Origin of the sequence: Rhizobium tibeticum, from assembly GCF_900110205.1 — a bacterium.
GTDB classification, from domain to species: Bacteria; Pseudomonadota; Alphaproteobacteria; order Rhizobiales; family Rhizobiaceae; genus Rhizobium; species Rhizobium tibeticum.
This window is the reverse complement of sequence record NZ_FOCV01000013.1, coordinates 17,014-43,879: the sequence shown is the minus strand read 5'-3', so window position 1 is coordinate 43,879 and position 26,866 is coordinate 17,014. Positions and strand designations below refer to the sequence as shown.

The following is a 26,866-nucleotide window of genomic DNA, read 5'->3' as shown; positions in this document are numbered from 1 at the left end:
GCTACGACGCCCGCTGATGACGCGGGCGTTTTTGCGTCTATCCCCCGCGTCTAAGGTCGGTTGGATCCTTGCTCTGTTCGTAAGCCTTTCCGACTTGTGTTTTTTGCATAGCTGCAGTGCAGCATAAGGCATTGGAACGGTTCATGGTCGGTGTATGATCAAACCTATCGAAGTGATGCACCTCCTCCCGCAAAGCTTCGAGTTTCAGACGGCCCACTCCTCCTCCCAAGGGCGTCTGTAGGAACGGCGACACTCCTCCTCCCAGTCGCTGTTCGGTTCTTTTCGAAAAGCCTGCCGCACCTCCTCCCGCGGCAGGCTTTTTCGTTTTCAAAGCCTTGGTCCCCGCCATAGGTTGCGATTGAGTTGACGCTGTTCCTGCGTCGCGTCGTTGGGCTGAGGTTGTGTGTTCGGAAGACGCATCCGGATCTGCAGATTATTCTTGGTACCGGCTATGCCCATCTGCCACCCGGAGCCGATCGTGATCTCGTGAGGCGTTCCAAACCGTTCACTCAAGGCCATTGGAACGCGCCATTTTCGCAAGCCGAAAAAAGCAAGCGGCCGTTTGCCCTGCCAAGCGCTGTTCAATAGATCGAGGGATTGCCTTTGCCCTGCGACGGGCCTGGGTCGCTCAAGCCTTGTCAGCGCAGCAGATCGCTATAGTTCGGTAACGTGATGATATGGCCGGACATCAAACCCCCTCATTGCTTCGTATCATATCGCCGGCTCGGCCGTCGCAAGAACCTTCAGCGGAGAGATCATTGAAGCAATCTGGAAACGCCAAGCCGTTGTACCGAGAGTCGGCACATTCGGCGGAGGAGCGCGGTGCTCTTTTCGACTACGCCTTTGAAGCTGCGCCAATCGGCGTCGCGCTGGTTAGTCCTTCTGGGAAGATCATCAAGGTGAACGGAAGTCTTGCCACCATGCTCGCTAGAGCGCGCGACGATCTGACCGATGTCCCATTTGGCCACATAACGCATCCGGACGATTTGGAAACGGACTTGAACCTGTTCGATGATGTCCTGGGTGGTAAAAGGGATGGCTATCGGCTCGATAAGAGATACTTGAGACCGGACAATTCCGTGGTTGAAGCATGCCTGACGGTGACAGCAATGCGAAAACCGTCAGGGGAGGTTGCGCGACTGCTGGCGATGATCGAGGACGTGACGGAGGCTCGCTGGATTGAACGTCAACTCTTGGAACGCGCGACACAGTTGGAACTCGCCATGGAGGCTGTGAGGGGCGGTTTTTGGCACATGGACCTGCAGACAAAGCGTTTCGAGACGTCGGACCGGCTGGCGCGTTTCATCGGCGGACCCCATGCCGGCCGAATGGAACTGAACGCATACCTGGCAAACGTACACCCAGATGATCATCCTGCTGCCGACCTGACGCCGCTTCTGGAAGGGGAGGTCGACAAGTCTGTAGCGGAATATCGTCTTCGAACCACCGAAGGAGAGCGTTGGATGCGTTGCGACAGGCGTCTGCTTCGGGACGCTCAGGGAACACCCTTCCGTATAATCGGCGTGGTGATCGATTTTACTGAAGAACACCTCCGACGCGCCGAACTTGAGGTCAATGCTGACACCGACGTGCTAACAGGACTTTTCAATCGGCGCGGCCTGCAGAAGAAGTTCGATCGCATGAGCAAGGAGAAGCGCCGCCTGGTGCTCACGATCGATCTCGATGGCTTCAAGGAGATCAACGACAGCTTGGGTCATGCCGCCGGCGACCAGGTGCTGATCGAGACGGCCTCGAGACTGAAGGCGGCGGTACGACCCAGCGATGCCGTATGCCGGTTGGGAGGAGACGAATTTGTCGTTCTTCTCGAAGGTGGCGGTGACGTCGCTGAGCGAGTTGCAAGTCGTATCGTGGCTGAACTGGCGGCGCCTGTCGATTTGAAGGACGGTGTCGTGCTTGTCGAAGCCAGCGTCGGAGCGGCCTGGACCACCTCGTCCACGCCGACTCTCGAAAAGATGATGAGGCATGCAGACGGGTGTCTCTACGAGGCAAAGGCTCGAGGAAAAAACACGGCGGTGGTTTGCGAGATCGAGATGATGGAATGATCGCCTTCCCTATGGCAATTCAGAGCAAAAGGAGAGCGTAATTTCGGCAAAGGACATGGATCTCTCGCCGTAGCAAGATCGCGAGCGATAGACGAGCCGAAATTTGCGATCAGGACTTGGAAATTCGCGTGTTTCCGAAGCCCATGCCCAGCGGACTCGCCAACTAAGCGACAGGCATTACGCGAAGATAAGATTGCGGCTGGAACTCGAGGGCGAGTGCGTTGACGATCTCGGATCGAGCTTCACGACTGATCGAAATCCTGCTGAGCAGCCTCAATGACTTCGTCAATTTTCCCTGCCTGAGATCATCGAGCGGCGATCCACCGATGGCCGGTTTTTTCGGATCAGCCATTGCCACGCCGCGCCTGATCGTCATCAAGGAGAGGCTGCCGCTCCCGTAGACCACCGAAGCGCAAGGTGACAGGCAGCGGCGCCGTTCCTGGGCCGATTTTTGATGCGGTGCAGCAACGATCCTGTCTTGACTGGTCATATTTTTCGCGGCTCCATGAGAACTGATCTACTGGACCAACCAGCGGGTCAGTTGGAGGTGATGACGGCGATGAACGGCAGCCCGATACTCACGCAGATGCCAAAGGTCGGGCAGAGTCTCGACCGGCGCACGGCTCGTGACCTCATCGCCGACAAGCTGATGGTGCTCATCGCCACCAACATGCTGCGCCCCGGCGACGTCTTGCCGGGTGAACGGGAACTCGCCAATGTGCTTCATGTCAGCCGCGAGACTGTGCGCGGTGCCATCCAGGCGCTCGCCGCGCGCGGCATTGTCGAGGTGTCTCAGGGCAGCCGCACGCGGGTCTGCGATGTCGATCTCAGCCATCTCCCCGTTACCATCGCTTCGCCCAACGCCATCGACAGCTACGATCTCGACGATGTTCATGCGGCCCGGCTGCATATCGAGCTGAAGGTCGTCGGCGATGCTGCCGATCGGATTGACGAAGAGACGCTGGGCAAGCTCAAAAGCCTGCTCGAAGCGCAGAAGCTTTGTGGCGATGACGCCATGCGCTTCCTGATCTGCGACCGCGAATTCCACATGGGAATCTATCGGGCTTGCGGAAACCCGCTACTCTCCGATTTCGTCACCGATCTCTACACATACATGATGGACTACCGGCGCAGTGCGATGTCACGGCCGGGCGCTATCGATGCTAGCTATGACGACCACACCGAGATCGTGGAGGCACTGGAGCGGCGCGACCGGGAGACGGTGATCGCTGCATTTCGCCAGCATCTCACCCGGATCTACGACACGACGAAGGAACTGCTTGCGGGGAGCGGGCAGAAAAAACCGGAAAAGAACAAGAGCGGGACGGCAGGCTGATCGGGCTGGGCCGGGCGGCAAAGGGGAGGTTCGTCGGAAATGCATGTCATGGTGATTGGAGCGGCCGGGATGGTCGGCCGCAAGCTGGTGGAGAAGCTCGCCTCAGAGGAAGGCGCGCTTGGCTACGATATTTCCAGGCTGACGCTTGTGGATGTGATCGAGCCACCGGAGCCTCAAGGGCTGTCACCGGTCGCGAAGGCACTCGCGCTTGATCTTTCAACCGAAGACGCCGCCGGGAAACTTGTCGCTTTGCGCCCCGACGTGATCTTCCATCTCGCGGCGATCGTTTCCGGTGAGGCCGAGGCTGATTTCGACAAGGGCTACAAGGTCAATCTTGACGGAACGCGGGCGCTCTTCGAGGCGATTCGCCATGAGGGTTTGCGGGAGCCCTACGTTCCGCGCGTCATCTTCGCCTCGTCGATTGCCGTTTTCGGAAAGCCTTTCCCGGAAAAGATCGGCGACGAGTTCTTTACCACGCCACTGACGAGCTACGGCACGCAAAAGGCGATCTGCGAACTGCTTCTCGCCGACTATTCGAGGCGCGGCATTTTCGATGGCGTCGGCATCCGCTTGCCGACGATCTGCATCCGCCCCGGCAAACCCAACAAGGCGGCGTCCGGCTTCTTTTCCAATATTCTCCGCGAGCCGCTGGCAGGTCACGAGGCGGTGTTGCCGGTGGACGACAACGTGCGCCACTGGTTTGCAAGCCCGCGTTCGGCGGTCGATTTCTTCATTCATGCCGCGCGGCTGGATACGTCCGCGATCGGCCCGAGACGCAATCTGACCATGCCTGGCCTTTCCGCCCTCGTTGGTGAAGAGATCGAGGCGCTTCGGCGTGTGGCCGGTGAGAAGGCCGTCAAGCTCATCCGCCGTGAGCCCGACCCTGTTATCCGATCGATTGTTTCAGGCTGGGCGACCGATTTCGACGCGCGGCGTGCTTGCGAACTGGGTTTCAAAGCCGAAACCAACTTCGACGAGATCATCAGGATCCATATCGAAGACGAACTCGGAGGAGATATCTGACATGGTCCGCGCTTTGAAATCCGGCGAAGGCAAGATCGCATTGGTGACGGGCGGCGGCACGGGCGTGGGACGCGGCATCGCCGAGGCCTTGAGCGCGGAGGGGTATACCGTCGTTATCACCGGCCGGCGCGCCAACGTGCTCGATAAAGCCGCTGGCGACATAGCGGCGCAAACGGGAGGAACCGTGCGGGCGATCGTCGCAGATATCGGCGACCGGGCTGCGGTCGATCGCCTTTTCGAAGCGATCCGCACGGAGTTCGGCCGGATCGACCTGCTGGTCAACAATGCCGGTTCCACCGTGCCGCCAGTGTCGCTGGAAGATGTGACCTTCGAGCAGTGGAACGGTATTCTTGCCGCGAACCTCACGGGTGCTTTTCTCTGCACACAGCAGGCGTTCCGGCTGATGAAGGCGCAGGCGCCGCGCGGCGGGCGGATTATCAATAACGGCTCGATTTCGGCCCAGACACCGCGGCCGAACTCCGCGCCCTACACGGCAACCAAGCATGCGATCACGGGGTTGACCAAGTCGACCGCACTGGACGGACGCAAATATGACATCGCCTGCGGCCAGATCGATATCGGCAATGCCGCGACCGACATGACGTCGAAGATGAATTCCGGGGTGTTGCAGGCGAATGGCGAGACTGCCAGTGAGCCGACGATCCCGGTCGCGCATATCGCCGAGGCCGTCATCTACATGGCAAGCCTGCCGCTTGAGGCGAATGTGCTGACGATGACGGTCATGGCGACGAAGATGCCGTTGGTGGGGCGAGGGTAAGGGCAGTCGAGAGGGAACCGGACGGTGTCCGAGAACGGCATGAGGAGGCCGCCGGACAATCCGCCGATTTCAGATGAAGTTCACAGGGAGGAAAGCATATGGCAGGCGTTGACTTCGTCGATGTCAGAAAATCATTCGGAGCCATTCCCGTCATTAAGGGCGTGAACATCGAAATCGAGGATGGCGAATTCGTCATCCTTGTCGGCCCCTCGGGCTGCGGGAAATCGACGCTTCTGCGAATGCTGGCCGGGCTTGAAAACATTTCGGCGGGCGAGATCCTCATCGGCGACAAGGTGGTCAACGCCCTGCCGCCCAAAAGTCGGGATATCGCCATGGTGTTCCAGAACTATGCGCTCTACCCGCATATGACGGTCGCCGACAATATGGCTTTCTCCCTGATGCTGAACGGCTCGCCGAAGTCCGAGATCGAGAAGCGCGTCGGTACCGCGGCCGGAATTTTGGGACTTTCCAAGCTGCTCGACCGCTATCCGCGCCAGCTCTCCGGCGGCCAGCGCCAGCGCGTAGCCATGGGCAGGGCGATCGTGCGTGATCCGCAGGTGTTTCTCTTCGACGAACCGCTGTCCAACCTCGATGCGAAACTGCGGGTAGCAATGCGCGCCGAGATCAAGGAGTTGCACCAGCGGCTGAAAACGACAACCGTCTACGTCACGCATGACCAGATCGAGGCGATGACCATGGCCGACAAGATCGTCGTCATGCATGACGGCATTGTCGAGCAGATCGGTTCGCCGCTTGATCTCTATGACAGCCCCGCCAACCTTTTCGTCGCCGGTTTTATCGGCTCGCCGGCGATGAACATGATCAAGGGCAGGCTCGATCCGCAAAATCCGAATAGCTTTATCGCAACCGATGGCACGGCGCTGCCGGTGGCGCGGCCGCCGTCGGCGGGAAGAGGGCGCGATCTCATTTACGGCCTGCGGCCGGAATATATGTCGCTCGACCCGAACGGGTTTGCCGCCAGTGTCGCGGTTATCGAGCCCACTGGCTACGAAACGCAGATGATCGTGCGCTTCGGGGGAACGGACGTCACCTGCATTTTCCGCGAACGCGTGAACGTGCGGCCGGGAGAGGCAATCCACCTGTCGATCGATGCCAATCACGTTCACCTGTTCGATGCCGAAACCGGAGCGCGGCTGATCGACTGATACCGCCCCGTTTCGGCTGCGCGAGGGAAGAGGAGCCCTGACGCATCCGGTTTCGGGGTCGGCGTTTCCGGCAGTGCCGGAAGCTATTGCCGCCGCATTCGCCAAATGGGACGGCGGGTGCCGGTAGGGACATGTCCCGTGCCACGAAGGAGGAGCATGATGACTTTCAAGAGACGTGATTTTCTTACCGCATCCGCCGCGGTCGCGGGCATGGCCGGTCTTTCGCCTTTCGGCATCCGTCCGTCTTTCGCTCAAGGGGTGGAACCGGCCTACAAGCCGGAAGAAGGTGCAAGCCTGAGGCTGTTGCGCTGGACGCCCTTCGTCAAGGGCGACGAGGATGCATGGCTTGCCAATACCGCGAAATTCACGGAAACGACCGGGGTTGCTGTTCGCATCGACAAGGAAAGCTGGGAGGACATTCGCCCGAAGGCCGCGGTCGCCGCGAATGTCGGGTCCGGGCCGGATCTGGTGATGTGCTGGTTTGACGACGCCCACCAATACCCGGACAAACTTGTCGATCTGACCGAGCTCGCCAACTATCTCGGCGGCAAATATGGCGGATGGTACGATGGCGTGAAAGGCTATGCTTCACGCGGCGACAAGTTCATCGCCATGCCGCTGACGGCCATAGGCAACGCGGTCTGCTACCGCGACAGCCATATGAAGGCGGCCGGCTTTAGCGAATTCCCGAAGGATACCGATGGCTTCCTCGAACTCTGCAAGGCCATGAAGGCCAAGGGAACGCCCGCCGGGTTTCCGCACGGCAAGGCCGTCGGCGACGGCAACAACTATGCCCATTGGCTGCTCTGGAGCCATGGCGGCAAGATGGTCGACGAAGGCGGCAAGGTCGTTATCAACAGTCCGGAAACGCTGAAAGCGGTCAACTACGCCAAGGCGCTTTACGAGACCTTCATTCCCGGCACCGAGAGCTGGCTCGACATCAACAACAACCGCGCTTTCCTCGCAGGCCAGGTATCCCTGACGGCCAACGGCGTCTCGCTCTATTATGCGTCGAAGAAAGATCCGGCAATGGCGGAACTCTCCGCCGACATCCGTACCACGAACTTCCCCGTCGGTCCGGTCGGCCAGAGCGTCGAACTGCATCAGACGAGTTCGCTGCTTTTGTTCAACCACACGAAATATCCCGAGGCGGCCAAGGCCTACATCAAGTTCATGATGGAGGCCGACCAGATGAATGCCTGGATCACGGGTTCCAGCGCCTATTGCTGCCAGCCGCTCAAGGCCTTCGCCAGCAATCCCGTCTGGACGTCCGACCCGATCCACGCGCCCTATGCGCGCGCTTCCGAAACGCTGCGTCCCAACGGCTATGCCGGGCCGCTCGGCTATGCCTCCGCCGGTGTGATGGCCGACTATGTGCTGGTCGACATGTTCGCGACCGCCGTCACGGGGCAGAAGACACCGGAAGAGGCGATTGCCGAGGCAGAGCGCCGGGCAAACCGCTATTACCGGGTCTGAAACGGCGGCAGCCGCATGGCAGCCCAGATAGGGTATCGGCGGAAACGCTCCCGCCGATCCCCATTTCCCAATTCGTCATACGGGAGATGCCCAATGCCCACAGTATCGTCCAAGCCGCCATCGGCGATGGCTTCGCTCATGCAGAACAGGAATATGATCGGCTTCCTCTTCATGCTGCCGGCCGCCGTCTTCCTTGTCTGCTTCCTGACCTATCCGCTCGGCCTCGGCGTCTGGCTCGGCTTCACCGATACGCGCATCGGCCGCGACGGAGTGTTCATCGGGCTCGAAAATTACATCTTCCTTTCCGAGGACTCGGTCTTCTGGCTCTCGGTCTTCAACACGCTTCTCTACACGATCGTCGCGTCGATCCTGAAATTCGTCTTCGGGCTCTGGCTGGCACTATTGTTGAACGAGAACCTGCCGTTCAAATCCTTCTTCCGGGCGATCGTGCTTTTGCCCTGGGTCGTTCCGACCGTGCTTTCGGCGCTGGCCTTCTGGTGGATCTACGATGCGCAGTTCTCGATCATCTCCTGGTCGCTGATGCAACTCGGCGTGATCGACAGCCCGATCAATTTCCTCGGCGATCCGACAAATGCCCGTGCCTCGGTGATCGCCGCCAACGTCTGGCGCGGCATTCCCTTCGTCGCCATTTCGCTGCTGGCTGGTCTCCAGACCATTCCGGCCTCATTGCACGAGGCGGCGTCGCTGGACGGCGCGACGAGCTGGCAGCGCTTCCGCTATGTGACGTTGCCGATGCTGACGCCGATCATCGCCGTCGTCATGACCTTCTCGGTGCTGTTCACCTTCACGGACTTCCAGCTGATCTATGTGCTCACCAAGGGCGGGCCGGTGAATGCGACGCATCTGATGGCGACGCTCTCCTTCCAGCGCGGAATTCCCGGCGGGCAACTGGGCGAGGGGGCGGCGATCGCCGTGGCGATGATCCCCTTCCTGCTTGGCGCCATTATGTTCAGCTTCTTCGGCCTGCAACGCCGCAAATGGCAGCAGGGCGGCCAGGATTGATTGAGGGGAAAATGACGATGACCACGACCGTGAAATCCGAAGACGCCGTTCTGACCGACGATGTACAGGGCATGAGCTATCTCAATCGCCTGCCGCGCCGGATCGTGATGGTTTATCTGCCGATGGCGGTGTTCGTCTTCGTGCTACTCTTTCCGTTCTACTGGATGGCCATCACGGCGATAAAGCCAAATTCGCAGCTGACCGACTATACGAACTACAGCCCCTTCTGGGTGGTCGGCCCGACGCTCGACCATATCAAGTACCTGCTGTTCGAGACCTCCTATCCGGGTTGGCTGTGGAACACGATGCTAGTGGCCACCTGCGCGACGTTCCTGTCGCTGGCGGCATCGGTCTTTGCGGCCTACGCGATCGAGCGCGTGCGGTTCTCGGGCTCGCGGCCGGTGGGGCTGATGATCTTTCTCGCCTACCTCGTGCCGCCGTCGATCCTGTTCATTCCGCTCGCCTTCATCGTCTTCAAGTTCGGCATCTACGATTCCAGGCTGGCGCTGATCTTCACCTATCCGACGTTCCTCATTCCCTTCTGCACCTGGCTGCTGATGGGCTATTTCCGGTCGATTCCGTTCGAGCTCGAGGAGAGCGCGCTGGTGGATGGCGCGACGCGCTGGCAGATCCTGATCAAGATCATCCTGCCGCTTGCCGTTCCCGGGTTGATATCGGCGGGCATCTTTGCCTTCACGCTGTCCTGGAACGAGTTCATCTATGCGCTGACCTTCATCCAGTCTTCGGAAAACAAGACCGTGCCGGTTGGCGTCCTGACGGAACTGGTCCGCGGCGACGTGTTCGAATGGGGCGCGCTGATGGCGGGCGCGCTGTTCGGCTCGCTGCCGGTGGTGATCCTCTATTCCTTCTTCGTCGATTATTACGTGTCATCCATGACCGGTGCGGTGAAGGAATGAATGTCCGTTGCGCTGGCAGTGCCGCACGAATATTTTCCCGCCAGCCCGCCAGCCCGCCAGCCCGCCAGCCCGCCAGCCCGCCAGCCCGCCAGCCCGCCAGCCCGCCGCCTCCAGCCGGCATGGGCCGTAACAACGATTCCTCCGTCGCGCGACTCTACGTCCAGTCTTTACCTCAAGACCCATCGGACGGAATACTATCGGCTGCTCCAGGAGGTCCGCGAACACGGCAATTGGGAAGCTTGGCTGACTTCCTCTCCGGTGTTGCTGACACCGCCAACCAGGCGTTTGACGCCGCCACCCGGATCGTCGATGTGTTCAAGGAAGAGCGCGAGCGTATCACAATCGAAAGTGACCGAGCGGGTTCAGCGCTTCGCATCCAAGATCTTTTTCAGCAAAATCCGTTCTTAACGGCCAATCAACTCGTTCAGAAGACGGGCCTATCCGCGCCTACTCTCACTGCGGCACTCGCAGACCTGGGCGTTTCGGCGTAGTTGAAGCGGTGACTGGCCGAAAGCGAGGTCACGACCATGGCGCGTTTCCAACGCTTGGCGCACGAGTGCTGCGGTTTCCTTGGTACCGGTTAAGGACCTGGCCTTTTCCATAAGTGTGTCGTCGAGGTTAATGGTCGATCGCGCGGTCTGTTTCCCTTACTAAGGCACGAAAAACAGCACCATTTGGTGGATAAATCTACGCCAGTTTCTGCTACCGCATTTCCGGCGAACAGGCTTCCCGAGCGATGCTTGACGGTCGGCGGGCTCGTCCACGATCTACCAGCCAGCACGTAGCCCGAATCGACGTGCGAGGAACCATGGGCCGAACCAATTTACATCAAATGTAAGTATTAATTAACTATAGCATTATGCAACTTCAGATTTTAACGCATCATTTGCAGTTAAAACATAGTGTGCACGAAACAACACTGGGGCGGGTTGCCATGAATACAGTCAGTTTAAACAATCCGACTCTGTCGGGAGAGACTTTTACCAGACGTATCATTTTCCCCATGGCCAGCATCCTGGTTGTTGCAATCGCGGTCGTGCTGGGTTTTGTGCTTGTATCCGCAAGCGGTCAGAACAAACTTGAGGTCGAAGCCTCGACCAAACTCGCAACCACCGCCCTTCAGGTTAAGGCGAGAGAAGTTGCCCGCAACCTCCGCGACTACGCCGTTTGGGAAGATGTCTACAAGAACCTCCACGAGACCGTGAACGGCGAATGGGCCGCGACCGACGGAAACGTTGGAGCGAACATTTACGAAGGTCTGGGCTATGAGATGGCCTTTGCGATCAATCCGAGCGGCAAGACCGTTTATGCGGTGATCCACGGAGCACCCCAAAAGGTCGATGCGCTCCAAGTGATGCCTAATGGCTTGAGAGATCTCCTACATGTCGCCTCGATACAGACTGATCCGGTCACAAGCATCATCAAGTCCGGGGAAGACGTGTTCATTGTCGCAGCCACCGGAATTCTTCCGCCTTCCATCGAAAGATCGACGGTTCGGCCTAAGGATTTGTCGATGCTGGTGTTCGCCAAGAAACTTGATCAGAAGTTCCTTGACCGCATCGGCCGCGACTATCTTCTGAATGGGCTGGCGATCTCGCCCACCAAGCCCACCGACGCAGAAGCTTCGATCCCCCTGCTTACGCAGGATCGAGTTTACCTCGGCTCGATTACATGGTTTCCAGCTAAGCCCGGCTACCAGTTGCTCCGCTTCATCCTGCCGCCGCTGGCAGTTGCGCTTGTTATCCTCGCCGCTTTTTCCTTGCTGGTGGTCCGTAATGCTCGCCGGTCCACTCGCGCTCTTGAGGAGTCGGCCAAGACAGTCGAAGCTTACGCACAGACGCTCAAGGAGAGTGAATCTCGGTTCAAGGATGTCGCGGAGGCATCCTCGGACTGGATCTGGGAGAGCGACAACATTCTGCGGCTGGTATACTTTTCGACCCGCTTCACGGAAGTGACGGGCGTGGCGGCCGCGAGCGTCTTGGGCAAGACGCTCGAACAGTTTTTTTCGAGCGACGCCGATACCGACGGTTGGCGCCGGCTGATCGAGGAAACCCATGAGCGGACGTCATTTCGGGATCTGAGATGCTGCTATCGTGATGCAGGCGGCCAAACGCGTATCTGCCGGCTCGCAGGACGTCCCATCACAAGTGCGAGCGGTGAATTCCTCGGTTTTCGTGGCACGGCAACCGATATTACCGAGGAGGTCAAGGCACAGGAGCGAGCAACGCACCTGGCACACCATGATGCTCTCACCGGCCTGCCGAACCGGGTACTTTTCCGCGAACGGCTCAACATCGCATTGGCGGCGAATGACGTCGAGAAGTCACGCGTTTCCATCATCTGTCTCGACCTCGATCACTTCAAAGAGATCAATGATACGCTTGGACACGGCGCTGGCGACATACTTCTCCAGCAGCTCTCGAACAGGCTTTTGGGCTGTGTCCGTTCGAGCGACACCGTCGCCCGGCTCGGCGGCGACGAATTCGCGATCATCCAGGTCGGTGTAAACCAGCCTCTTGAATCCGAACAACTCAGCCGAAGGCTTATCGAGGTCGTAAGAGCTCCATTTCAACTCGACGGCCAGGACCTTCATATCGGCGTCAGCGTTGGCATCGCGGTTGCGGATACTCGCGACAACGATCCCGAGCGGCTCCTGAAGAATGCCGACATCGCGCTCTACAGGGCAAAGCAAGCTGGCCGCGCGACTTACAAGATCTTCGAGGCCCAAATGGACGTGGAGCTTCAGGCCCGCAAGGCGTTGGAATATGACCTGCGCCAGGCAGTCCTCAAAAACGAGCTCGAAGTTCACTACCAGCCGCTCATCGATCTTGAGACGCGTGCAGTGGCCGCGGTTGAGGCGCTCGTGCGGTGGCGCCACCCCACGCGGGGTCTTGTCTCACCAGCGGAATTCATTCCACTCGCAGAGGAGACGGGTCTGATTGTCGCCATTGGCGAATGGGTTCTTGAAACAGCTTGTCTGCAGGCGCTCGAGTGGCCCCAGCTCCGGGTCGCCGTCAACCTCTCGCCCGTCCAATTCCGAGGCCGTGAACTTGTCGACACCGTCAACGGTGTTCTTGTTCGAACGGGCCTTGATCCAGCGCGCCTGGAACTGGAAATTACCGAGAGCGTCCTTATCAACGATGCTACAGCCGCGCTCGAGATATTGAACGGTCTGAAAAGCCTCGGTGTCAGGATTGCGATGGACGACTTCGGGACCGGATATTCATCTTTGGGTTATCTCAACGCGTTCCCGTTCGACAAAATCAAAATCGACAGATCCTTCATCGGAGATATGAGCAGCAAGGACAAGTCTGGCGCGATTGTGAAATCGGTGATCAGTCTCGGCCAGAGCTTGAACATGGTGACGACCGCCGAGGGCGTGGAGACGATCGAGCAGGCTACCTTCCTCACCAATGAAGGCTGCGACCAGCTCCAGGGATTTTATTTCAGTAGGCCCGTCACAGCATCGGAACTCACCGCGTTTATCGATCGCTGGGAAGGGTCGGACATAATGTCCATTGTAGCAGCCTAGCCGCAAACAGAAATCAGACAGGAAAATTGAAATGACCGCGCAAACCGCGTCTGCCGTCCTAGACGAGCCGGATTTGTCCCCGCGCCAGCTGCAGGCACGGATACAAAGTTCTATTCCATCGCTGGAGAAGGCTCGCCACACAGGTACTCCGCTAGCGAGTTATCCTGACGTCAATACTATTATTGCTGAGTTGCAGCCCACAGAACCGGTTTTTTGCATTTCGCCCACGCAGTTGCGGGAGTCTGCGCAGAGCTTTCAGTCGTTTCCCGGCCGGGCGCTCTATGCGGTTAAGTGCAATCCCCACCCCTTCGTGCTCGAGACCCTCTATCGTTCCGGTATCACGGATTTTGACGTCGCGTCGCTGGATGAGATACGTCTGATCGACGGCATGTTTGGGAAGGCTGCCGGCCAGTTTTTCAACAACCCAGCGAAAACACGCCCCGCCATAAGTGCTGCAAGCGAACATCATGGTATTCGCTTCTACACCGCCGACTGTATCGAAGAGATTGAAAAGATCGTCGAGGAAGCCGGCTCCAGGGACGACCTGGTTATTGCCGTCCGCCTTGCTACACGTGCGGCTGATGCAAGGTATGTTCTGGCCACCAAGTTTGGTGCCCAGCCCAACGATGCGGCCGAAATGTTGAAGGCCATTCATGCGAGAGGCATCCGGGCTGGGATTTCGTTCCACGTCGGCTCGCAGTGTCTGTCACCCGGCGCATTTGCCGCAGCCGTGGAACTCGCTGGAAAGGTCGCTAACAAGGCGGGCGTTCCCCTGAGTGTGCTGAACGTCGGTGGTGGTTTTCCAGCACCCTATCCCGGCGACAAGATCGAGGGGCGGGAGCACTACTTCGGCAATATTGTCCGAGCGGTGCGAACGATTGAGCTACCGCGCAGCTGCATCGTCCTTTGTGAGCCAGGCCGGAGCCTCGTGGCAACGGCGGGGACGATAATCGTTCAAGTCGTAATGCGCCGAGGATCGAGCATTTTCATTAACGATGGCGTTTTTGGCACGTTGCAGGAGCTTGGTCACCCCAAGGAGCACCGCCCGACCCGGCTTGTCAGGAGCGGCGTGCGTTCGGCGGCCCCTAATGTCGATTTCAAGATCTATGGGCCTACCTGCGATTCGAACGATGTGCTGGGAGCACCGTTCAATCTGCCTGGAGACGTTCGCGAGGGCGACTGGATCGAAATCGGGATGATGGGTGCGTACAGTCTGTCGATGCGCACACAGTTCAACGGTTTCTACACCGACAACGTTGTGGCATTAGGTGAATAAGGGCAAAGCGCGATGTCTTTGGTTTGCTCGGGCCGTTTGGTCGCCTCGCTGGTCGGAGCTGTGGGGGTCGTCCTCTGGGCCACTGAGACGACACTTGTCACCTTCACCACGGCCATCCCGCCTCTTCAGACGGTGGCGACTGCATTTCTCTTCGCCGCCGCCATGTCGCCTTTCGTGTGGCTTATCACACGGAGCCACCCGCTTGTCGCTTTTCGTCAACCGCCCCGCGTCTGGCTGCTGACGGTAGTTTCGCTCGTTGGCTACCATGCCTGTATTTACTATGCCACGCAAAAGGCTCCTGCGGCAGCCGCAGCCCTTCTTCAGGGAACGACACCGCTTATGATCGTGCTCGGGTCTGCTTTCCTCCCTGGAGAGAGGCTCCGATGGTGGCACATTGTCGGCGCGATGATGGGGTTGGTGGGCGTCATCAGTCTGGTTGACGCTGGCAGCGAGGCGTCCTTTTCGGCGGGAGCGACATTCTATCTCTCGCTGATCGGGGTTGCGGCGGCGCTCTGGGGGATTTATTCCGTTCTGACTAGAGCACTGCCGGAAGTTCCTTCATCGGCTCTCGGAATGTTCTACGCTGCTTCCGCCATCGTCTCGTACATCGCGCACCTATCCTTTGAAGAGTGGGTTAGGCCCACGACGGCGGAATGGCTGGCAATGGCTGCGCTTGGCTGCTTGCCTATGGGGCTCGCCATCTATTTTTGGGACCATGGTCTGAAGAAGGGGGACATTCAGGCGCTCGGGGCCTTCTCCTATGTTGAGCCGTTTGTCGGGGCTCTTCTCGTCGCTTCATTTACTGCGGCCACATTCGACCTCTCCCTTTTGTGGGCCGGAGTGCTGATCGTCGGTGGTGCCGTTATCGCCAGCGCCAGCCTCTGGACGCGAAAGGAGATCAACACGGCCGGACGTGACAGCGGGAGCAGGATCAAAGGCACAGCGATCACAGAATCGCGGAGCGAAGCTTAGACGCCACAAGAGCGAAGTGCCGTGAGCAGCCATTTCCTACAGCGACTTGCGGACACGACTACGGTGATCCGTGCAAATATGATGAGGATAGTGCGGAGCCTGTTGCGAGGCGGTATTCTGGCTCGCTGAGGTGATCCACAGGATCTATACCCGCAAGGTCGAGGAGTTCTCCTCATTCTACCCCTTCGTGTTTGCGGTGGAGAATGCCTTGCGGTCCGTGCTTGCCGACTATCTCGAGGAGCGCTTCGGGCGCATGGACTGGTGGACCCTGATCCGCAATGCCCGGCTGAACGGACAGACCTATGCAGCCTTCCCGAACATCCTAGGCACACGGGGGAACCGGCCTGCGTCAAAGCGGTTTGGCGCGCTTTCGACAACATGATGGCCAGTGCTGATGGACAGTCGCCAAGCTGGCAAGGATCTACCAGCGGAGCAGCCGAGGACCGGTGAATACGCCGAGCGCGCTGGTCAGCAGGATGCCAAGTGAATACCAGATCAGCACGAAGGGCATGCCGTTCTCGGTGCAGAACCAGGAATAGACCCAGGCGCCGGCTGCCCCTGCGGCTATACCGGCAACGAGCCCCGTTAGCCGCAGGTCCATAGGTGCGCCGCGGCGCAGTGCCCAGATCGTCCCTGCATAAACGGGCATCGCGAAGCCGAAGATGAGAAGCGGGCAATGGCGTGCCGAAGAACCGAGGATCAGCGCCCGGTAAGTCTCGATGGGGGCCATCATGAGCTGGATGGCTGCGACGGCGGCCATGCCGGCGAAGATCGTGGTAAGCAAACCGAAAAAGCGACCTTCAGAACCATCGGGGCGGGAAAGCTGATAGAGAGTGAGGAAGGCCGCCACGGCAATCAGTGCATTATAGGTCGATTTGATCCAGAAGACTGGCAGCATCAGCACTTCGGGCATATCGACCCGCAGACCGAGGATGGTCAGCATCAGCAGCAGGGAGAGCCCGAGGGCCGGAACGATGCAAAGCGCGAAGCGGCGCCATGGCGCATTGCGCGGGACCGGCTTCAGGTCGCTGACCAGGCTTTCGATGATATCGTCCGTCTTTGTCACGATGCGCCTCGCAATTTCTCCCCGAGCGCCTTGAGCGCCCGATGGATGCTGACTTTTACCGCTGATTCAGACTGGCCGGTGCGGTTTGCAGTGTCGGCGACCGACTGGCCCTCCAGTTTCACCTGCCGGATGAGTTCCTGCTGTTTCGGCGACAACCCGTCGAGCAACCGCTCGACATCCATGCGGGCAGTCAGCGTATCCTCGCTGAAGTCACTTTCGATCTCCTCGCCAAGCTCGGTCTCGGATAGCCGGCGTCCACCGCGGCCGCGATAATGGTCGATCAGCTTGTAGCGGGCGATCGAGAAGAACCAGGCCGTGAAGGGTCTTTTTCGGTCATACGTGGACCGGCGAGAATGCAGTGCCAGCAATGTCTCCTGGACCAGGTCTTCCATATCCGCTTTCGTCGCCGTAGCCATCCTGCGGCTGTAGTAACCGACAAGCAGCACACGCAACGCGGTCAGCAAACGCCGATAGGCGGCCTCGTCCCCGTCAAGGGCCAGAAGCATCAATGCTTTCAGGGCTTCTTCCGAATGAGCGGTCGTCATGTTGTCAGCGAGTTCATTCGCAGAAGCAGCCAATCGGTTACAGGGCAGATCAAAAATGTTTGGCATCACGGATCTATCACATGCGTGTGAGGCTGTAACGCATTTCGAGGCTCTCTCGAATGGGTAGGTGTGAGCCATTGGCACGCAGCCGGCGGACACGACAATTCCATTCTAGGAGAATTCCATGACCAAGCTTCTTTCCAGCCTTGCAGCGTGCATGTTCGTCGTCGGCCTTTCGCTCGCCGGTGCCGCGTCGGCTGAGGATGCCATGAAGTCCGACGCAATGAAGACGGACAATATGCAAAGCAATGCGATGTCGAAGGACGCCATGAAGTCGAACACCAAGACGGACTGCATGCACAAGGCCGGTATGGAAAAGGACGCGATGAAAAAGGCCGACATGATGAAGGCCTGCGACGCGATGAAATAAGCGTTCTCGTATCTCGCGGCCGCTGAAACTTTATCCGCGGCGGCCGCGTCTTCTCCTGAGGTCTTTCATTGGAGAACAATCATGGCGAGGATCGATTCCGGTAGGGAAACCGGCCACACGCTCATCTACCGCCACAGTCTTACTGTCCGCCTGTCGCATTGGGTAAACGTGCTTTCCCTCACCGTGCTGCTGTTCAGCGGCCTGCAAATATTCAATGCTCATCCGGCGCTCTATTGGGGCCAGTATGGAGCCGACAACGACCCTTCCTTCATTTCCATGGAAGCCGTCGAAGACGGCAACCAGGTTAAGGGGCTGACGCATTCGGTTCTCTCACCTTCAACACGACCGGCTTCCTTGGTCTCTCGACTGTTGATGGCGAGGCGGCAGCAAGGGGTTTTCCAAGCTGGCTCACCGTTCCAAGCTACCAAGACCTGTCGACCGGCCGACGCTGGCATTTCTTTTTTGCCTGGCTGTTCGTCCTCAACGGCCTTGTCTATCTCGTCCATGGCTTGGCCAGCCGGCATTTCCGCCGTGATCTCGCTCCAACCGGCAATGAACTGACGCTCGCTCATTTGGGCCACGAGGTCGTCAACCATGCCCGGCTGCGCTTTCCGAAGGGAGCGGAGGCAAGGCACTACAACACGTTGCAGAAGCTGACCTATCTCGTGGTGATCTTCGTATTGCTGCCGTTGATGATCGCCACGGGGCTCACCATGTCGCCCGGCTTCAATGCTGTGGCACCCTGGTTGCTCGATGTCTTCGGCGGCCGTCAATCGGCACGCACCATCCATTTCCTGACTGCCTTCTCGCTCGTCGCCTTCGTCGTCGTGCATGTCGCCATGGTGATCCTGTCGGGCGTCTTCAACAATTTGCGTTCGATGATCACCGGCTATTACGCCATTGAACAGGGAGGCAAACAATGAGCCGCCTTCTTACCCGCCGCCGCTTCCTGCTCGGTTCGACCCTGACCGCCTCTGCACTGGGCTTGAGCGGTTGCGACGCATTGGTCGAAAGCGACCGGACGAAGTCGGTCCTGAAGATCGCCGAGGGTCTCAGCATGAAGACGCAGCGGGTCCTGCTCGGCGACAATGCGCTCGCCCGTGAATTCAGCGAGCCGGATCTCTCACCGGTCTTTCGCTCGAACGGCACCAGCATGCCGGACAACCTGCAATATCTCGACTGGATGGGTCGCCAGTTCTCGAACTGGAGGCTGGAGGTCGGTGGACTGGTCGAAAAGCCGTCGCAGTTCTCGCTTGCGCAACTGAAGGCGATGCCATCGCGCACACAGATCACCCGGCACGACTGCGTCGAAGGCTGGAGCGCGATCGGCAAATGGACGGGCCTCCCGCTTGGCAAGCTGCTGCAAACAGTCGGGCTGAAGCCTGAGGCGCGCTACGTCGTATTTCACTGCGCGGATGAATACGAAAAGACGTTGGACGGCAACGGCTGGTATTATGAGAGCGTCGATCTGGTCGATGCCTTCCATCCGCAGACGATCCTTGCCTACTCGATGAACGACCGCGACCTGGACGTGGCGCATGGAGCCCCGTTGAGGCTAAGGGTCGAGCGGCAACTCGGTTACAAGCAGGCGAAATATCTGACCGGCATCGAAGCGGTCGCGGACCTAGGCCAGCTTTATGGCGGTAATGGCGGGTTCTGGGAGGATCGCGGCTATGAGTGGTATGCCGGGATATGAGTTCTGCGATGGCTTTGAATCCGCTTTGCCAATGTGAGGCGTAGGGAAAGCGCCTCCGAGATGCTTTTGTTTTCCTCATGCAAGCGACGCGCGATTGCGCCACGGGTCGCATAGCTTTTAGGTGTCTCTTTTTTGGCTAGGGTCGCCTGACAACATCGCATGTTTGGCCAACTTGTTGGCCCGACGGCGCCCGCCCCGCCGCCATCTTCGAAGAAGGCTAGTTATATATGTCGGGGAAAGTCCTTGACGACTCTGACGCCGGTGACGCTGAAACTGAGCGGCAAGTCGCCTTGTGTGGTGGCGCCGGATCTTCCAATCAGGCTGGCCGAACGAATCGTCTGGGCGAAGGTCCTCGACGCTGGCCAGGTCTGTACCAGCGTCGATTACTGCTCCAGCCCGAGGCCGCGTGGATGCCTTCGTCGAGGCCGCGGGCAATGAATGGTTGAGTTGGCTTGAAGAGCCTACCGTCGTCCTGCGCACCCGTGCAAATAGTCGTTCGTGATTTTGAGTTTTGGCTGCAATGGCTGAAAGCTGACTGAAAGCTTGGCCTGCTACTGTCGTCGTCGCATCGTGGAGGAGACACGAGCCCGTGTGTTATTGGCGATGCTGAAAACCATCAGGAGGATACAGTCTATGCGTTGTATGCGCGCACTTCTTCATTCCGCTGCCGTTTCCGCCTTCCTTGCCGCCGCCATGGCAACCGCAGGTTCAGCCAATGCTGCTGACAAGATCACGATCATGGTCGGCGGCTACGAAAAGCAGATCTATTTGCCGGCAAAGCTCGCCGAGACACTTGGCTATTTCAAGGAGGAAGGCCTTGATGTCGAACTTCTGAACGAGGCGGCTGGCGTCGATGCAGAAAATCAGCTGCTTGCCGGCGCCGTGCAGGGGGTTGTCGGCTTTTATGATCACTGCGTTGATCTGCAGGCGAAAGGCAAATTCGTCGAATCGATCGTCCAATTCAGCCAGGCCCCAGGTGAGGTTGTGCTTGTCTCGAGCAAGCATCCGGAAATCAATGCCCCCAGCGACTTTAAAGGCAAGACGATCGGAGTGACAGGGCTTGGCTCCTCGACCAATTTCCTGACGCTCTACATGGCATCGAAGGCTGGATTGCAATCCGGAGACGTCGTCACCGTCCCAGTGGGTGCTGGGGGAACGTTCATCGCCGCTATGCAGCAGGATCAGATCCAGGCAGGAATGACGACGGAGCCAACAATTTCGCGCATGGTCAAGACCGGGGAGGCATCGGTTCTCGTCGATATGCGCACCGTCGAGTCTACGCGCAAGGCGCTCGGCGGCACCTATCCGGCTGCCTCTCTCTACATGGAGACTGCCTGGGTCGACGCACATAAGGATGAGGCTCAGAAGCTTGCCAATGCGTTCGTGAAGACCCTGAAATTCATCGATACGCATTCTGCCGCCGAGATCGCCGAAAAAATGCCTAAGGATTTCTACGTCGGCGACAAGGACGGCTACATCAACGCACTCGAGGCGGGCAAGGGCATGTTCACGCCGGACGGTGTCATGCCGGAAGACGGCCCGAAGACCGTTCTAGCCGTACTCTCGGAATTCTCCAAAAACGTCAAGGGCAAGCAAATCGATCTTTCGAAGACCTACACGACGGAATTCGTGAAGAACGTCAAATAAGCGCCCCTTCGCTGCACGTCCGGTCAAGCCGGAACCAGTTCCCTTGAACAAAAAGCACCTGTATGCGCGCCTACAGGCATGCGCGAGGATATCTCATGACAGAACATATAACCCATGATCCAGCGATCGAATTGATCAATGTGAGTCGCCGCTTCGTTTCTCCGACCGGCAAGTCTCTGACAGCGCTTCGCGATTTCAACATGACTGTCGAACGCGGTGAGTTCGTCGCTGTGGTCGGCCCTACGGGTTGCGGCAAGTCGACGACGCTCAATCTCGTCACCGGCCTCGCGCGGCCGAGTGCTGGCGAAGTCCGCCTTATGGGCGGGCCTGTGTCTGGCATCGATCCGCGCGTCGGCTTCGCCTTTCAGACGGATGCCCTCTTCCCCTGGAAGAACGTGATCGACAATGTAATGGCTGGTCCCCTGTTTCGCGGCAAGCCGCGCGATGATGCGGAAACGTCGGCCAAGAGCTGGCTGGCACGCGTCGGACTTTCAAAATTCATGAACCACTATCCGCATCAGCTGTCCGGCGGCATGCGCAAGCGCGTCTCGCTCGCTCAGACCTTCGTCAATGAGCCGGAAATCCTACTGATGGATGAGCCCTTTTCCGCACTGGACGTGCAGACACGCACCGTCATGCACGAGGAACTGCTGAAACTATGGGCGGAGCGCAAGGCATCAGTGGTTTTCGTCACGCACGACCTCGAGGAAGCCGTCGCACTTGCCGACAAGGTCTATGTCCTGACCGCCGGACCCGCAACTGCTAAGTCGGTCTACAAGATCGACCTGCCGCGGCCGCGCGTTGTGTCGGAAATCCGCTACGAACAGCAATTCATCGACTACTGCAAGACCATCTGGGATGATCTGCGACAGGAGGTTGAAACCAGTTATCGCCGTGCGAGCGAAGCGGCATAGGGAGGTCTTAGCAATGGCAAACGTACCTATGGAGACGGCGCGTGCAGTTTTTCGCCCAGGCACCTCTGATGCCGAAATCGAAGCTGTCGCGTTGAAGTCCACCAAGCGCCGCAAGCAGACGGTTTTGTTCTGGCAGATCGCCATTCTCGTCGCGACACTCGGGCTTTGGGAGCTGTCCTCCGCAATGCTCTGGATCGACCCGTTTTTCTATGCAAGCCCAAGCGCCATCGCCGCACGGCTCTACGACTGGGCCCTCAACGGCACAACGGAAGGTTCGCTTTGGTATAACCTGTGGGTTACCATGCAAGAAGCGTTAATCGGCTTTTTCGCCGGTTCGATCGCGGGCGTATTCGTTGGCGTCGGTCTTGGCCGCAACCGCTTCCTCTCCGATATCTTCTCCGTTTATATCAAAGCGATCAACTCGATCCCGCGCGTTGTGCTTGCACCGATCTTCATCATGATCATGGGTCTTGGGTTGCCATCCAAGGTTGCGCTCGCCTTCATCATGGTATTCTTCGTGGTTTTCGCAAACGCTTTTCAGGGCGTGCGGGAAGCAGACCGCAACATGATCGCCAATGCACGCATCCTCGGCGCCTCCAATTGGCAGGTAACCCGTAGTGTTATCGTTCCATCGGCGATGAGCTGGATCTTCGCGAGCCTGCATGTTTCGTTCGGCTTTGCTATCATCGGCGCGATCGTTGGCGAATTTGTCGGCGCCCGCTTTGGCATTGGCCAGCTGATTTCGATCGCCAAGGGCACTTTCGATGCCGCAGGCATGTTCGCGGCGATTATCCTCGTCATGATCTTCACACTGGTTGCAGAGGCAATCATGACCGTGATCGAGAACCGCCTAGCGAAGTGGCGGCCACAGCAGATGGACGTTCAGTAATCCTCCCAAGCATTGCTGGAACGCTGAAAGGGCCGGGTGACATGCTCGGCCCTTTTGGTTTTCACACTCCAAGCGGCAATGTTACAAGGACAAGAAGTCCTCCGTCTTTTCCATCACCAAGTTCGATGACACCTGCGGCGCTCTCGACCACTTCCCGCACGATCGCCAATCCGAGACCGCTACCCTCGGTCTGTGTGCCGATCACTCGATAGAAGCGTTCGAATACCTGCGCTCGCCTTCGGGAATTCCCGGGCCGGTGTCTTCGACCGTGAGGATTGCCATATTTCGCAGTGACTTGACCGTAACGGTCACCGCGCCGCCGGCTGGCGTATAGCGCAGTGCGTTGTCGACCAGGTTCACCACCAACTCGCCGAGCATAGTAGCATCACCAGTCACGTTCACTGGACCGCTATTGTCGAAACCGAGATCAATGCTGCGTTTCAAGGCCTCTTCGGCGACATTTTCGAGTACGGAACGTGTAAGAGCCGCCAAGTCGATATTGTCCGTGCGTGGGCGGAAGTTTCCGGGCTCGGCCCGTGAAAGAGCAAGTAGCTGCCCGGCCAGCCGGGTAACTTGACGCGTGCTTTTCTGTAGAGCCTGAAGTGCTTCATCGCGTTGCCGAATGTCAACTTCCCTGGCGGCCACCGCGGCCTGGGTCGCGATCAGCGCCAGTGGGGTTCGCAATTGGTGAGCGGCATTGGCAACAAATCGCCGCTGAGCCGCCATCTGATTTTGCACGCTCTCCATATGCTCGTTCAAGGCGTGAACGAGCGGCTGCAGTTCTGTCTGTACCATTAATGGCGGGAATGGATCGAGGCGGTCACGACCACGTTGGCGCACAGCGTCCCGCAGACGCAATATGGGCGAAAGTCCTCTCTGGAGACCGATGATGGTGACAAGGCCTGCCAGTAGAACAAGCGCAAGCTCGTTTGCGAAATCGGAAAGCCACAGCTGGCGTCGAATTGCATATTGGCTACCATGCGTGACACCGACCGTCACAGCAATCGTTCCGTCTCCCACAAGGCCCACGACTGGATGCGCAAGCATGAGCGCTCGAATACTTTGATCGTGAAATATCAAATCCTGGCCCTTCAGCGCGACCAGCGGCGTCGGCAGATCGGGATACCCTGAGAGTAGGTTACCCCAGGGCGTGGTCACTCGATAGAAGACTTGATCGCCAAAGCCTGTGTCAAACATCTCCAATGCGGCGGGGGGAATTTCGATCTGAACGGAGCCACTGTCGTCGACGTGCACGGCCTCGGCAATGACACGAGCCGATGCCAGCAAAGTGCGATCGGTAACGAGCTGGGCGGCAGCAGCGGCTGAGCGGAAGCTCAAATAGAGGTTGACGCAGATTGCTCCAGCTAGCGTCAAGACGACCAGTGAGACCAGTTGGACACGCAGGCTGCGCCTTAGCCGAGCAATTCGGCCTGTCAGCCTTCGGATCAGCGATTTTGGGCCTTTAAACATGGCGCAGCAGATAGCCAAGGCCGCGCAGCGTTACGATCTGAATGGAGCTGCCTTCAAGCTTCTTTCGGAGCCGATGGACGTAGATTTCGATTGCGCTCGGATCAGCAACATCATCGAATCCAAAGACCCCTTCGGAAAGGGATGTTTTCGTCACAGTCGCCCCCGCTTTCATTATCAGGTGCTCGAGCACGGCGTGTTCGCGAGGCGTGAGCTGTAGTGGCCGCCCGCGCAGCGAAAACTGTCGCGTTCTGCCGTCAAGGACCAGGTCTCCAACGGCAATTTGTGGCGCGGCGACGTCATGACCACGCCTGATCACCGCGCGGATTCGCGCTTCAAGTTCCGCAATTTCAAACGGCTTGGCGAGATAGTCGTCCGCACCGCTATCAAGACCCGCAACACGACCCTCCACGCTAGCGTTTGCGGTGAGAATGATGACGGGCACCTTATTGCCGGCGCGGCGCAACTGCTTCAAGACAGTTATGCCGTCTAACTTGGGTAGGGACAGATCGAGGATAACTGCCGAATAGGCCGCAAGACGTAGCATATGCTCGGCGTCCAGGCCGTCGGCCGCAATATCCACAGTGTACTGTGTTTGTCTAAGAGCCTTCGCGAGCCAGGCAGCAAGGTCGGCGTTGTCTTCCACAATAAGCAGGCGCATTTTCCGTGCTCACGTCAATAGGCGACCACCAACCTATCATTGGTCAATGCTGATCAGAACTCCCTGGAATGACAATCTTCCGTCCTGTCATTTTTCCACGTCGTGACGAGTTGATAGCGATAGCGGCAGCGCGGGCACGCATCAACGGCCTGCGATCCGAACTTAGAAGAAGGAACACAAGTTATGAACGAACGGCATTTATGAAAGCATCAAAGATCGCGCGATGTCCGGCATCGCTCGGATGGACTAGATCGGCTGAGGCCAAGTCGCCATCGCCGTGAGTTTTCATGCTTTCGTAAACAGGTGCATAGAAGAGTGAGAAGCGTTGCGACAGCTCGCGCACGACCTCGACGTAACCTTCGAAACCCATCCGCGTCTGACTTGTGAAGCCGGTGCTGCCGACGGAGAGCCCGGCATCCGGGATGTAAGGTGGGCTGCCGATCGCTAGCCGTTCCGCGTGCCCGGCCTCGATCAGCTTTTCCAGCATCTTCGCGTAGTCGCGGGTGAAGTTTCGGACGTTCATCGTATCCGGGGCGGCTGTATAGCGGGCGTCGTTATAGCCATAGAGAATCAGGATCGCGTCGCGGTGGGGCGCATTCAGAAGCGCATTTTCGAAACGGCCGATACCGTTGTCGGGCCGCAGTTTACCGTCTGCAAGGCGCGATCCCTGCAATATAGTGCCGGGGATCGCGTGATTACGGATTGGGAAGCCGTTGACCTTGGCTGCAAACAAAGCGGGCCAGGCGAGATGCGGCTGGCTGGCATTGAAGCCGGCAGTAATGCTGTCGCCGAACACACGCGTGCCGGAAATTCCGAGTGATTTCAAATGCTCCCCAAACCGCATCAATTTTTCCTTCATTTTCCCGCTTGACAGAAACCGGCTCAATCTTGTTTATACGTATTAGCAGCTAATACGTATTAGCAGTCAAGGCGAAGTTGGAGGAGTTCGCGTGGCAGGCCCTAAGCGATTGACGCAGCACGATATTGCCAAGCTTGCCGGCGTTAGCCAGGCAACCGTATCGCTTGTGTTGAACGGTGCTCCGACAGCCTTGGCGCGCATTCCTCAAGAAACCCGCGAGCGCGTCCAGCACGTCATCCGCACGACTGGCTACGTGGCGGATCCGATTGCCCGGCGCATGGCCAAGGGCCTGAACCGTATCCTCGGCGTCTTCACCTATGAACCGGCTTTCCCGAGCGAGCAGGCGGACTTCTTCGCGCCTTTCCTGCTCGGCATCGAGGAGGAGGCGCAGGCACAGAACTACGACCTGCTGCTTCTGACTGGCGCCGGCGTCGGCCGGGAGCGCAAGATTTTTGCCGACGGCAACCGGCTGAGGATCGCCGACGGCTGCCTCGTGCTCGGCCGCGAATTCGACCGCGCGGAACTCAAGCGGCTGGTTTCCGGCGATTATCCCTTCGTGGCGATCGGCCGACGTGAGGACGCTGGCGGACCCGTTCCCTACGTTGGCGGCGACTACACGACCGGCACCCGCGCGCTGGTCGAAAAGGCGAGGGCGCTCGGACACGAGAAGCTGGCCTATGTCGGCCCCAGCGGATCGGCCGAATCCGTCGTCGACCGCTGGCGCGGCTTTGCCGAGGCGATCACCGAGGGCGCCGAGCTGGTCTTGCATGTCGACGATGTCGGCAGGTCGGCCGGCGAAATTCTCGATGCCATTGTTACGTGTGGCGCGACCGCCGTCTTCTTCGTCGAACTGGCGGACGCGGTGCGCGTCGAGGCGGTGGCTCGCGAGCGAGGGTTATCTCTGCCTGATGATTTTTCCGCTGTCGTGCTCGGCAGCCACGTGCGGGCCGAACGCAGCCATGTGCAGTTCACCTCCTTCAGTATTCCACGCGAGGAAATGGGCCGGCAGGCGACCACCATGTTGGTGCGTCGCATCGAGGGGGCGGTCCCGATCGAACAAATTCTTCTGACTTGTGAACCGGTCGAGGGCGAAACCCTCGGACCCGCAAAGAAACGGAATTGAGAACGTG

General features: G+C 58.7%; 24 protein-coding genes and 4 pseudogenes. 22 read left to right on the top strand and 6 right to left on the bottom strand.

All coding sequences use genetic code 11. The features are described from left to right. The first annotated feature begins 758 nt into the window (after positions 1-758). The 10 genes and pseudogenes from BSG20_RS15870 to BSG20_RS15825 form a co-directional block, all read left to right on the top strand. Positions 759-2,063, top strand: a complete 1,305-nt coding sequence (locus BSG20_RS15870) for a diguanylate cyclase domain-containing protein (protein ID WP_167371594.1) — start codon at positions 759-761, stop codon at positions 2,061-2,063. Between the two features lie 221 nt (positions 2,064-2,284). Next, a complete protein-coding gene (locus tag BSG20_RS15865) occupies positions 2,285-2,464 on the top strand; it encodes a hypothetical protein (protein WP_072379009.1) in 180 nt (59 codons plus the stop codon). 158 nt (positions 2,465-2,622) lie between these two features. Continuing rightward, the gene (locus BSG20_RS15860; RefSeq protein ID WP_072379087.1) at positions 2,623-3,399 is read left to right on the top strand and encodes a FadR/GntR family transcriptional regulator; all 777 of its coding nucleotides are present in this window, start codon (positions 2,623-2,625) and stop codon (positions 3,397-3,399) included. A 39-nt stretch (positions 3,400-3,438) separates the two neighbouring features. After that, complete coding sequence (gene denD / locus BSG20_RS15855) at positions 3,439-4,422, top strand: D-erythronate dehydrogenase (RefSeq protein WP_072379010.1); 984 nt, start codon at positions 3,439-3,441, stop codon at positions 4,420-4,422. A 1-nt stretch (position 4,423) separates the two neighbouring features. Continuing rightward, on the top strand, positions 4,424-5,200 hold the full coding sequence (locus tag BSG20_RS15850) for an SDR family oxidoreductase (protein ID WP_072379012.1): 777 nt from the start codon (positions 4,424-4,426) through the stop codon (positions 5,198-5,200). A 98-nt stretch (positions 5,201-5,298) separates the two neighbouring features. After that, a complete protein-coding gene (locus BSG20_RS15845) occupies positions 5,299-6,366 on the top strand; it encodes an ABC transporter ATP-binding protein (protein ID WP_072379014.1) in 1,068 nt (355 codons plus the stop codon). Positions 6,367-6,525: 159 nt separating this feature from the next. Next, entirely contained in the window at positions 6,526-7,842 is a 1,317-nt protein-coding gene (locus BSG20_RS15840; RefSeq protein ID WP_072379016.1) for an ABC transporter substrate-binding protein, read from the top strand. A gap of 93 nt (positions 7,843-7,935) precedes the next feature. After that, complete coding sequence (locus BSG20_RS15835) at positions 7,936-8,865, top strand: carbohydrate ABC transporter permease (protein WP_072379018.1); 930 nt, start codon at positions 7,936-7,938, stop codon at positions 8,863-8,865. A gap of 17 nt (positions 8,866-8,882) precedes the next feature. Further along, positions 8,883-9,782 carry a carbohydrate ABC transporter permease gene (locus tag BSG20_RS15830; protein ID WP_072379020.1) on the top strand — a complete coding sequence of 300 codons (900 nt, stop codon included), beginning with the start codon at positions 8,883-8,885 and terminating at the stop codon, positions 9,780-9,782. A gap of 162 nt (positions 9,783-9,944) precedes the next feature. Further along, positions 9,945-10,302: pseudogene (locus BSG20_RS15825) on the top strand (Fic family protein); the annotation flags it as partial. A gap of 13 nt (positions 10,303-10,315) precedes the next feature. Here BSG20_RS15825 and BSG20_RS15820 read toward each other — a convergent pair. Beyond that, positions 10,316-10,384 (bottom strand): annotated as a pseudogene (locus BSG20_RS15820) (type II toxin-antitoxin system VapB family antitoxin); the annotation flags it as partial. A gap of 332 nt (positions 10,385-10,716) precedes the next feature. Between BSG20_RS15820 and BSG20_RS15815 the strand changes: the two are divergent. The 4 genes from BSG20_RS15815 to BSG20_RS15800 all read left to right on the top strand — a co-directional run bounded on the left by BSG20_RS15815 (position 10,717) and on the right by BSG20_RS15800 (position 15,944). After that, positions 10,717-13,314: a bifunctional diguanylate cyclase/phosphodiesterase gene (locus tag BSG20_RS15815; protein WP_072379025.1), complete on the top strand. Its 2,598-nt coding sequence runs from the start codon at positions 10,717-10,719 to the stop codon at positions 13,312-13,314. Between the two features lie 31 nt (positions 13,315-13,345). Further along, positions 13,346-14,590, top strand: a complete 1,245-nt coding sequence (locus tag BSG20_RS15810) for a type III PLP-dependent enzyme domain-containing protein (RefSeq protein WP_072379027.1) — start codon at positions 13,346-13,348, stop codon at positions 14,588-14,590. 12 nt (positions 14,591-14,602) lie between these two features. Then, entirely contained in the window at positions 14,603-15,562 is a 960-nt protein-coding gene (locus BSG20_RS15805; RefSeq protein WP_072379029.1) for a DMT family transporter, read from the top strand. Positions 15,563-15,692: 130 nt separating this feature from the next. Beyond that, the gene (locus BSG20_RS15800; RefSeq protein WP_072379031.1) at positions 15,693-15,944 is read left to right on the top strand and encodes a hypothetical protein; all 252 of its coding nucleotides are present in this window, start codon (positions 15,693-15,695) and stop codon (positions 15,942-15,944) included. 39 nt (positions 15,945-15,983) lie between these two features. On the opposite strand, the gene BSG20_RS15795 is transcribed toward BSG20_RS15800, so the two are convergent. Continuing rightward, positions 15,984-16,628, bottom strand: a complete 645-nt coding sequence (locus BSG20_RS15795; protein ID WP_072379033.1) for an NrsF family protein — start codon at positions 16,626-16,628, stop codon at positions 15,984-15,986. Beyond that, entirely contained in the window at positions 16,625-17,173 is a 549-nt protein-coding gene (locus BSG20_RS15790) for a sigma-70 family RNA polymerase sigma factor (protein ID WP_072379089.1), read from the bottom strand. Before BSG20_RS15790 ends, BSG20_RS15795 begins: the two co-directional genes overlap by 4 nt. Before the next feature lie 184 nt (positions 17,174-17,357). Between BSG20_RS15790 and BSG20_RS15785 the strand changes: the two genes are divergently transcribed. The 7 genes and pseudogenes from BSG20_RS15785 (at position 17,358) to BSG20_RS15760 (ending at position 22,749) form a co-directional block, all read left to right on the top strand. Next, positions 17,358-17,603 (top strand): pentapeptide MXKDX repeat protein, encoded by a 246-nt coding sequence (locus BSG20_RS15785; RefSeq protein ID WP_072379035.1) that lies wholly within the window; start codon positions 17,358-17,360, stop codon positions 17,601-17,603. Between the two features lie 81 nt (positions 17,604-17,684). Further along, a pseudogene (locus BSG20_RS15780) lies at positions 17,685-18,526 on the top strand (cytochrome b/b6 domain-containing protein). Further along, positions 18,523-19,299: a molybdopterin-binding protein gene (locus BSG20_RS15775; RefSeq protein ID WP_072379037.1), complete on the top strand. Its 777-nt coding sequence runs from the start codon at positions 18,523-18,525 to the stop codon at positions 19,297-19,299. Before BSG20_RS15780 ends, BSG20_RS15775 begins: the two are co-directional and overlap by 4 nt. Positions 19,300-19,458: 159 nt before the next feature. Next, positions 19,459-19,737: an aldehyde dehydrogenase family protein gene (locus BSG20_RS35620; RefSeq protein ID WP_143147489.1), complete on the top strand. Its 279-nt coding sequence runs from the start codon at positions 19,459-19,461 to the stop codon at positions 19,735-19,737. A gap of 195 nt (positions 19,738-19,932) precedes the next feature. Further along, positions 19,933-20,946: an ABC transporter substrate-binding protein gene (locus BSG20_RS15770; RefSeq protein ID WP_072379041.1), complete on the top strand. Its 1,014-nt coding sequence runs from the start codon at positions 19,933-19,935 to the stop codon at positions 20,944-20,946. Positions 20,947-21,041: 95 nt separating this feature from the next. Next, positions 21,042-21,860, top strand: a complete 819-nt coding sequence (locus BSG20_RS15765) for an ABC transporter ATP-binding protein (protein ID WP_072379043.1) — start codon at positions 21,042-21,044, stop codon at positions 21,858-21,860. Positions 21,861-21,873: 13 nt separating this feature from the next. Then, positions 21,874-22,749: an ABC transporter permease gene (locus BSG20_RS15760; protein WP_072379045.1), complete on the top strand. Its 876-nt coding sequence runs from the start codon at positions 21,874-21,876 to the stop codon at positions 22,747-22,749. A 61-nt stretch (positions 22,750-22,810) separates the two neighbouring features. Here the strand turns inward: BSG20_RS15760 and BSG20_RS15755 are convergent. The 3 genes and pseudogenes from BSG20_RS15755 to BSG20_RS15745 all read right to left on the bottom strand — a co-directional run bounded on the left by BSG20_RS15755 (position 22,811) and on the right by BSG20_RS15745 (position 25,721). After that, positions 22,811-24,219, bottom strand: a pseudogene (locus tag BSG20_RS15755) (sensor histidine kinase). Next, a complete protein-coding gene (locus tag BSG20_RS15750; RefSeq protein WP_072379047.1) occupies positions 24,212-24,877 on the bottom strand; it encodes a response regulator in 666 nt (221 codons plus the stop codon). Before BSG20_RS15750 ends, BSG20_RS15755 begins: the two are co-directional and overlap by 8 nt. 181 nt (positions 24,878-25,058) lie before the next feature. Continuing rightward, positions 25,059-25,721 carry an SGNH/GDSL hydrolase family protein gene (locus BSG20_RS15745; protein WP_072379049.1) on the bottom strand — a complete coding sequence of 221 codons (663 nt, stop codon included), beginning with the start codon at positions 25,719-25,721 and terminating at the stop codon, positions 25,059-25,061. A gap of 106 nt (positions 25,722-25,827) precedes the next feature. Between BSG20_RS15745 and BSG20_RS15740 the strand changes: the two genes are divergently transcribed. After that, positions 25,828-26,859 carry a LacI family DNA-binding transcriptional regulator gene (locus BSG20_RS15740; RefSeq protein WP_072379051.1) on the top strand — a complete coding sequence of 344 codons (1,032 nt, stop codon included), beginning with the start codon at positions 25,828-25,830 and terminating at the stop codon, positions 26,857-26,859. Positions 26,860-26,866 lie beyond the last annotated feature (7 nt).

Bases quoted from the DNA above. Each gene is read 5' to 3' on its own strand.
- BSG20_RS15750 (WP_072379047.1), bottom strand. From the start codon at position 24,877: ATGCGCCTGCTTATTGTGGAAGACAACGCCGACCTTGCTGCCTGGCTC.
- BSG20_RS15805 (WP_072379029.1), top strand. From the start codon at position 14,603: ATGTCTTTGGTTTGCTCGGGCCGTTTGGTCGCCTCGCTGGTCGGAGCT.
- BSG20_RS15785 (WP_072379035.1), top strand. From the start codon at position 17,358: ATGACCAAGCTTCTTTCCAGCCTTGCAGCGTGCATGTTCGTCGTCGGC.
- BSG20_RS35620 (WP_143147489.1), top strand. From the start codon at position 19,459: ATGTTTGGCCAACTTGTTGGCCCGACGGCGCCCGCCCCGCCGCCATCT.
- denD (WP_072379010.1), top strand. From the start codon at position 3,439: ATGCATGTCATGGTGATTGGAGCGGCCGGGATGGTCGGCCGCAAGCTG.
- BSG20_RS15845 (WP_072379014.1), top strand. From the start codon at position 5,299: ATGGCAGGCGTTGACTTCGTCGATGTCAGAAAATCATTCGGAGCCATT.
- BSG20_RS15760 (WP_072379045.1), top strand. From the start codon at position 21,874: ATGGCAAACGTACCTATGGAGACGGCGCGTGCAGTTTTTCGCCCAGGC.
- BSG20_RS15815 (WP_072379025.1), top strand. From the start codon at position 10,717: ATGAATACAGTCAGTTTAAACAATCCGACTCTGTCGGGAGAGACTTTT.
- BSG20_RS15745 (WP_072379049.1), bottom strand. From the start codon at position 25,721: ATGCGGTTTGGGGAGCATTTGAAATCACTCGGAATTTCCGGCACGCGT.
- BSG20_RS15775 (WP_072379037.1), top strand. From the start codon at position 18,523: ATGAGCCGCCTTCTTACCCGCCGCCGCTTCCTGCTCGGTTCGACCCTG.
- BSG20_RS15765 (WP_072379043.1), top strand. From the start codon at position 21,042: ATGACAGAACATATAACCCATGATCCAGCGATCGAATTGATCAATGTG.
- BSG20_RS15850 (WP_072379012.1), top strand. From the start codon at position 4,424: ATGGTCCGCGCTTTGAAATCCGGCGAAGGCAAGATCGCATTGGTGACG.
- BSG20_RS15770 (WP_072379041.1), top strand. From the start codon at position 19,933: ATGCGTTGTATGCGCGCACTTCTTCATTCCGCTGCCGTTTCCGCCTTC.
- BSG20_RS15860 (WP_072379087.1), top strand. From the start codon at position 2,623: ATGAACGGCAGCCCGATACTCACGCAGATGCCAAAGGTCGGGCAGAGT.
- BSG20_RS15840 (WP_072379016.1), top strand. From the start codon at position 6,526: ATGACTTTCAAGAGACGTGATTTTCTTACCGCATCCGCCGCGGTCGCG.
- BSG20_RS15810 (WP_072379027.1), top strand. From the start codon at position 13,346: ATGACCGCGCAAACCGCGTCTGCCGTCCTAGACGAGCCGGATTTGTCC.
- BSG20_RS15830 (WP_072379020.1), top strand. From the start codon at position 8,883: ATGACCACGACCGTGAAATCCGAAGACGCCGTTCTGACCGACGATGTA.
- BSG20_RS15790 (WP_072379089.1), bottom strand. From the start codon at position 17,173: ATGACGACCGCTCATTCGGAAGAAGCCCTGAAAGCATTGATGCTTCTG.
- BSG20_RS15835 (WP_072379018.1), top strand. From the start codon at position 7,936: ATGCCCACAGTATCGTCCAAGCCGCCATCGGCGATGGCTTCGCTCATG.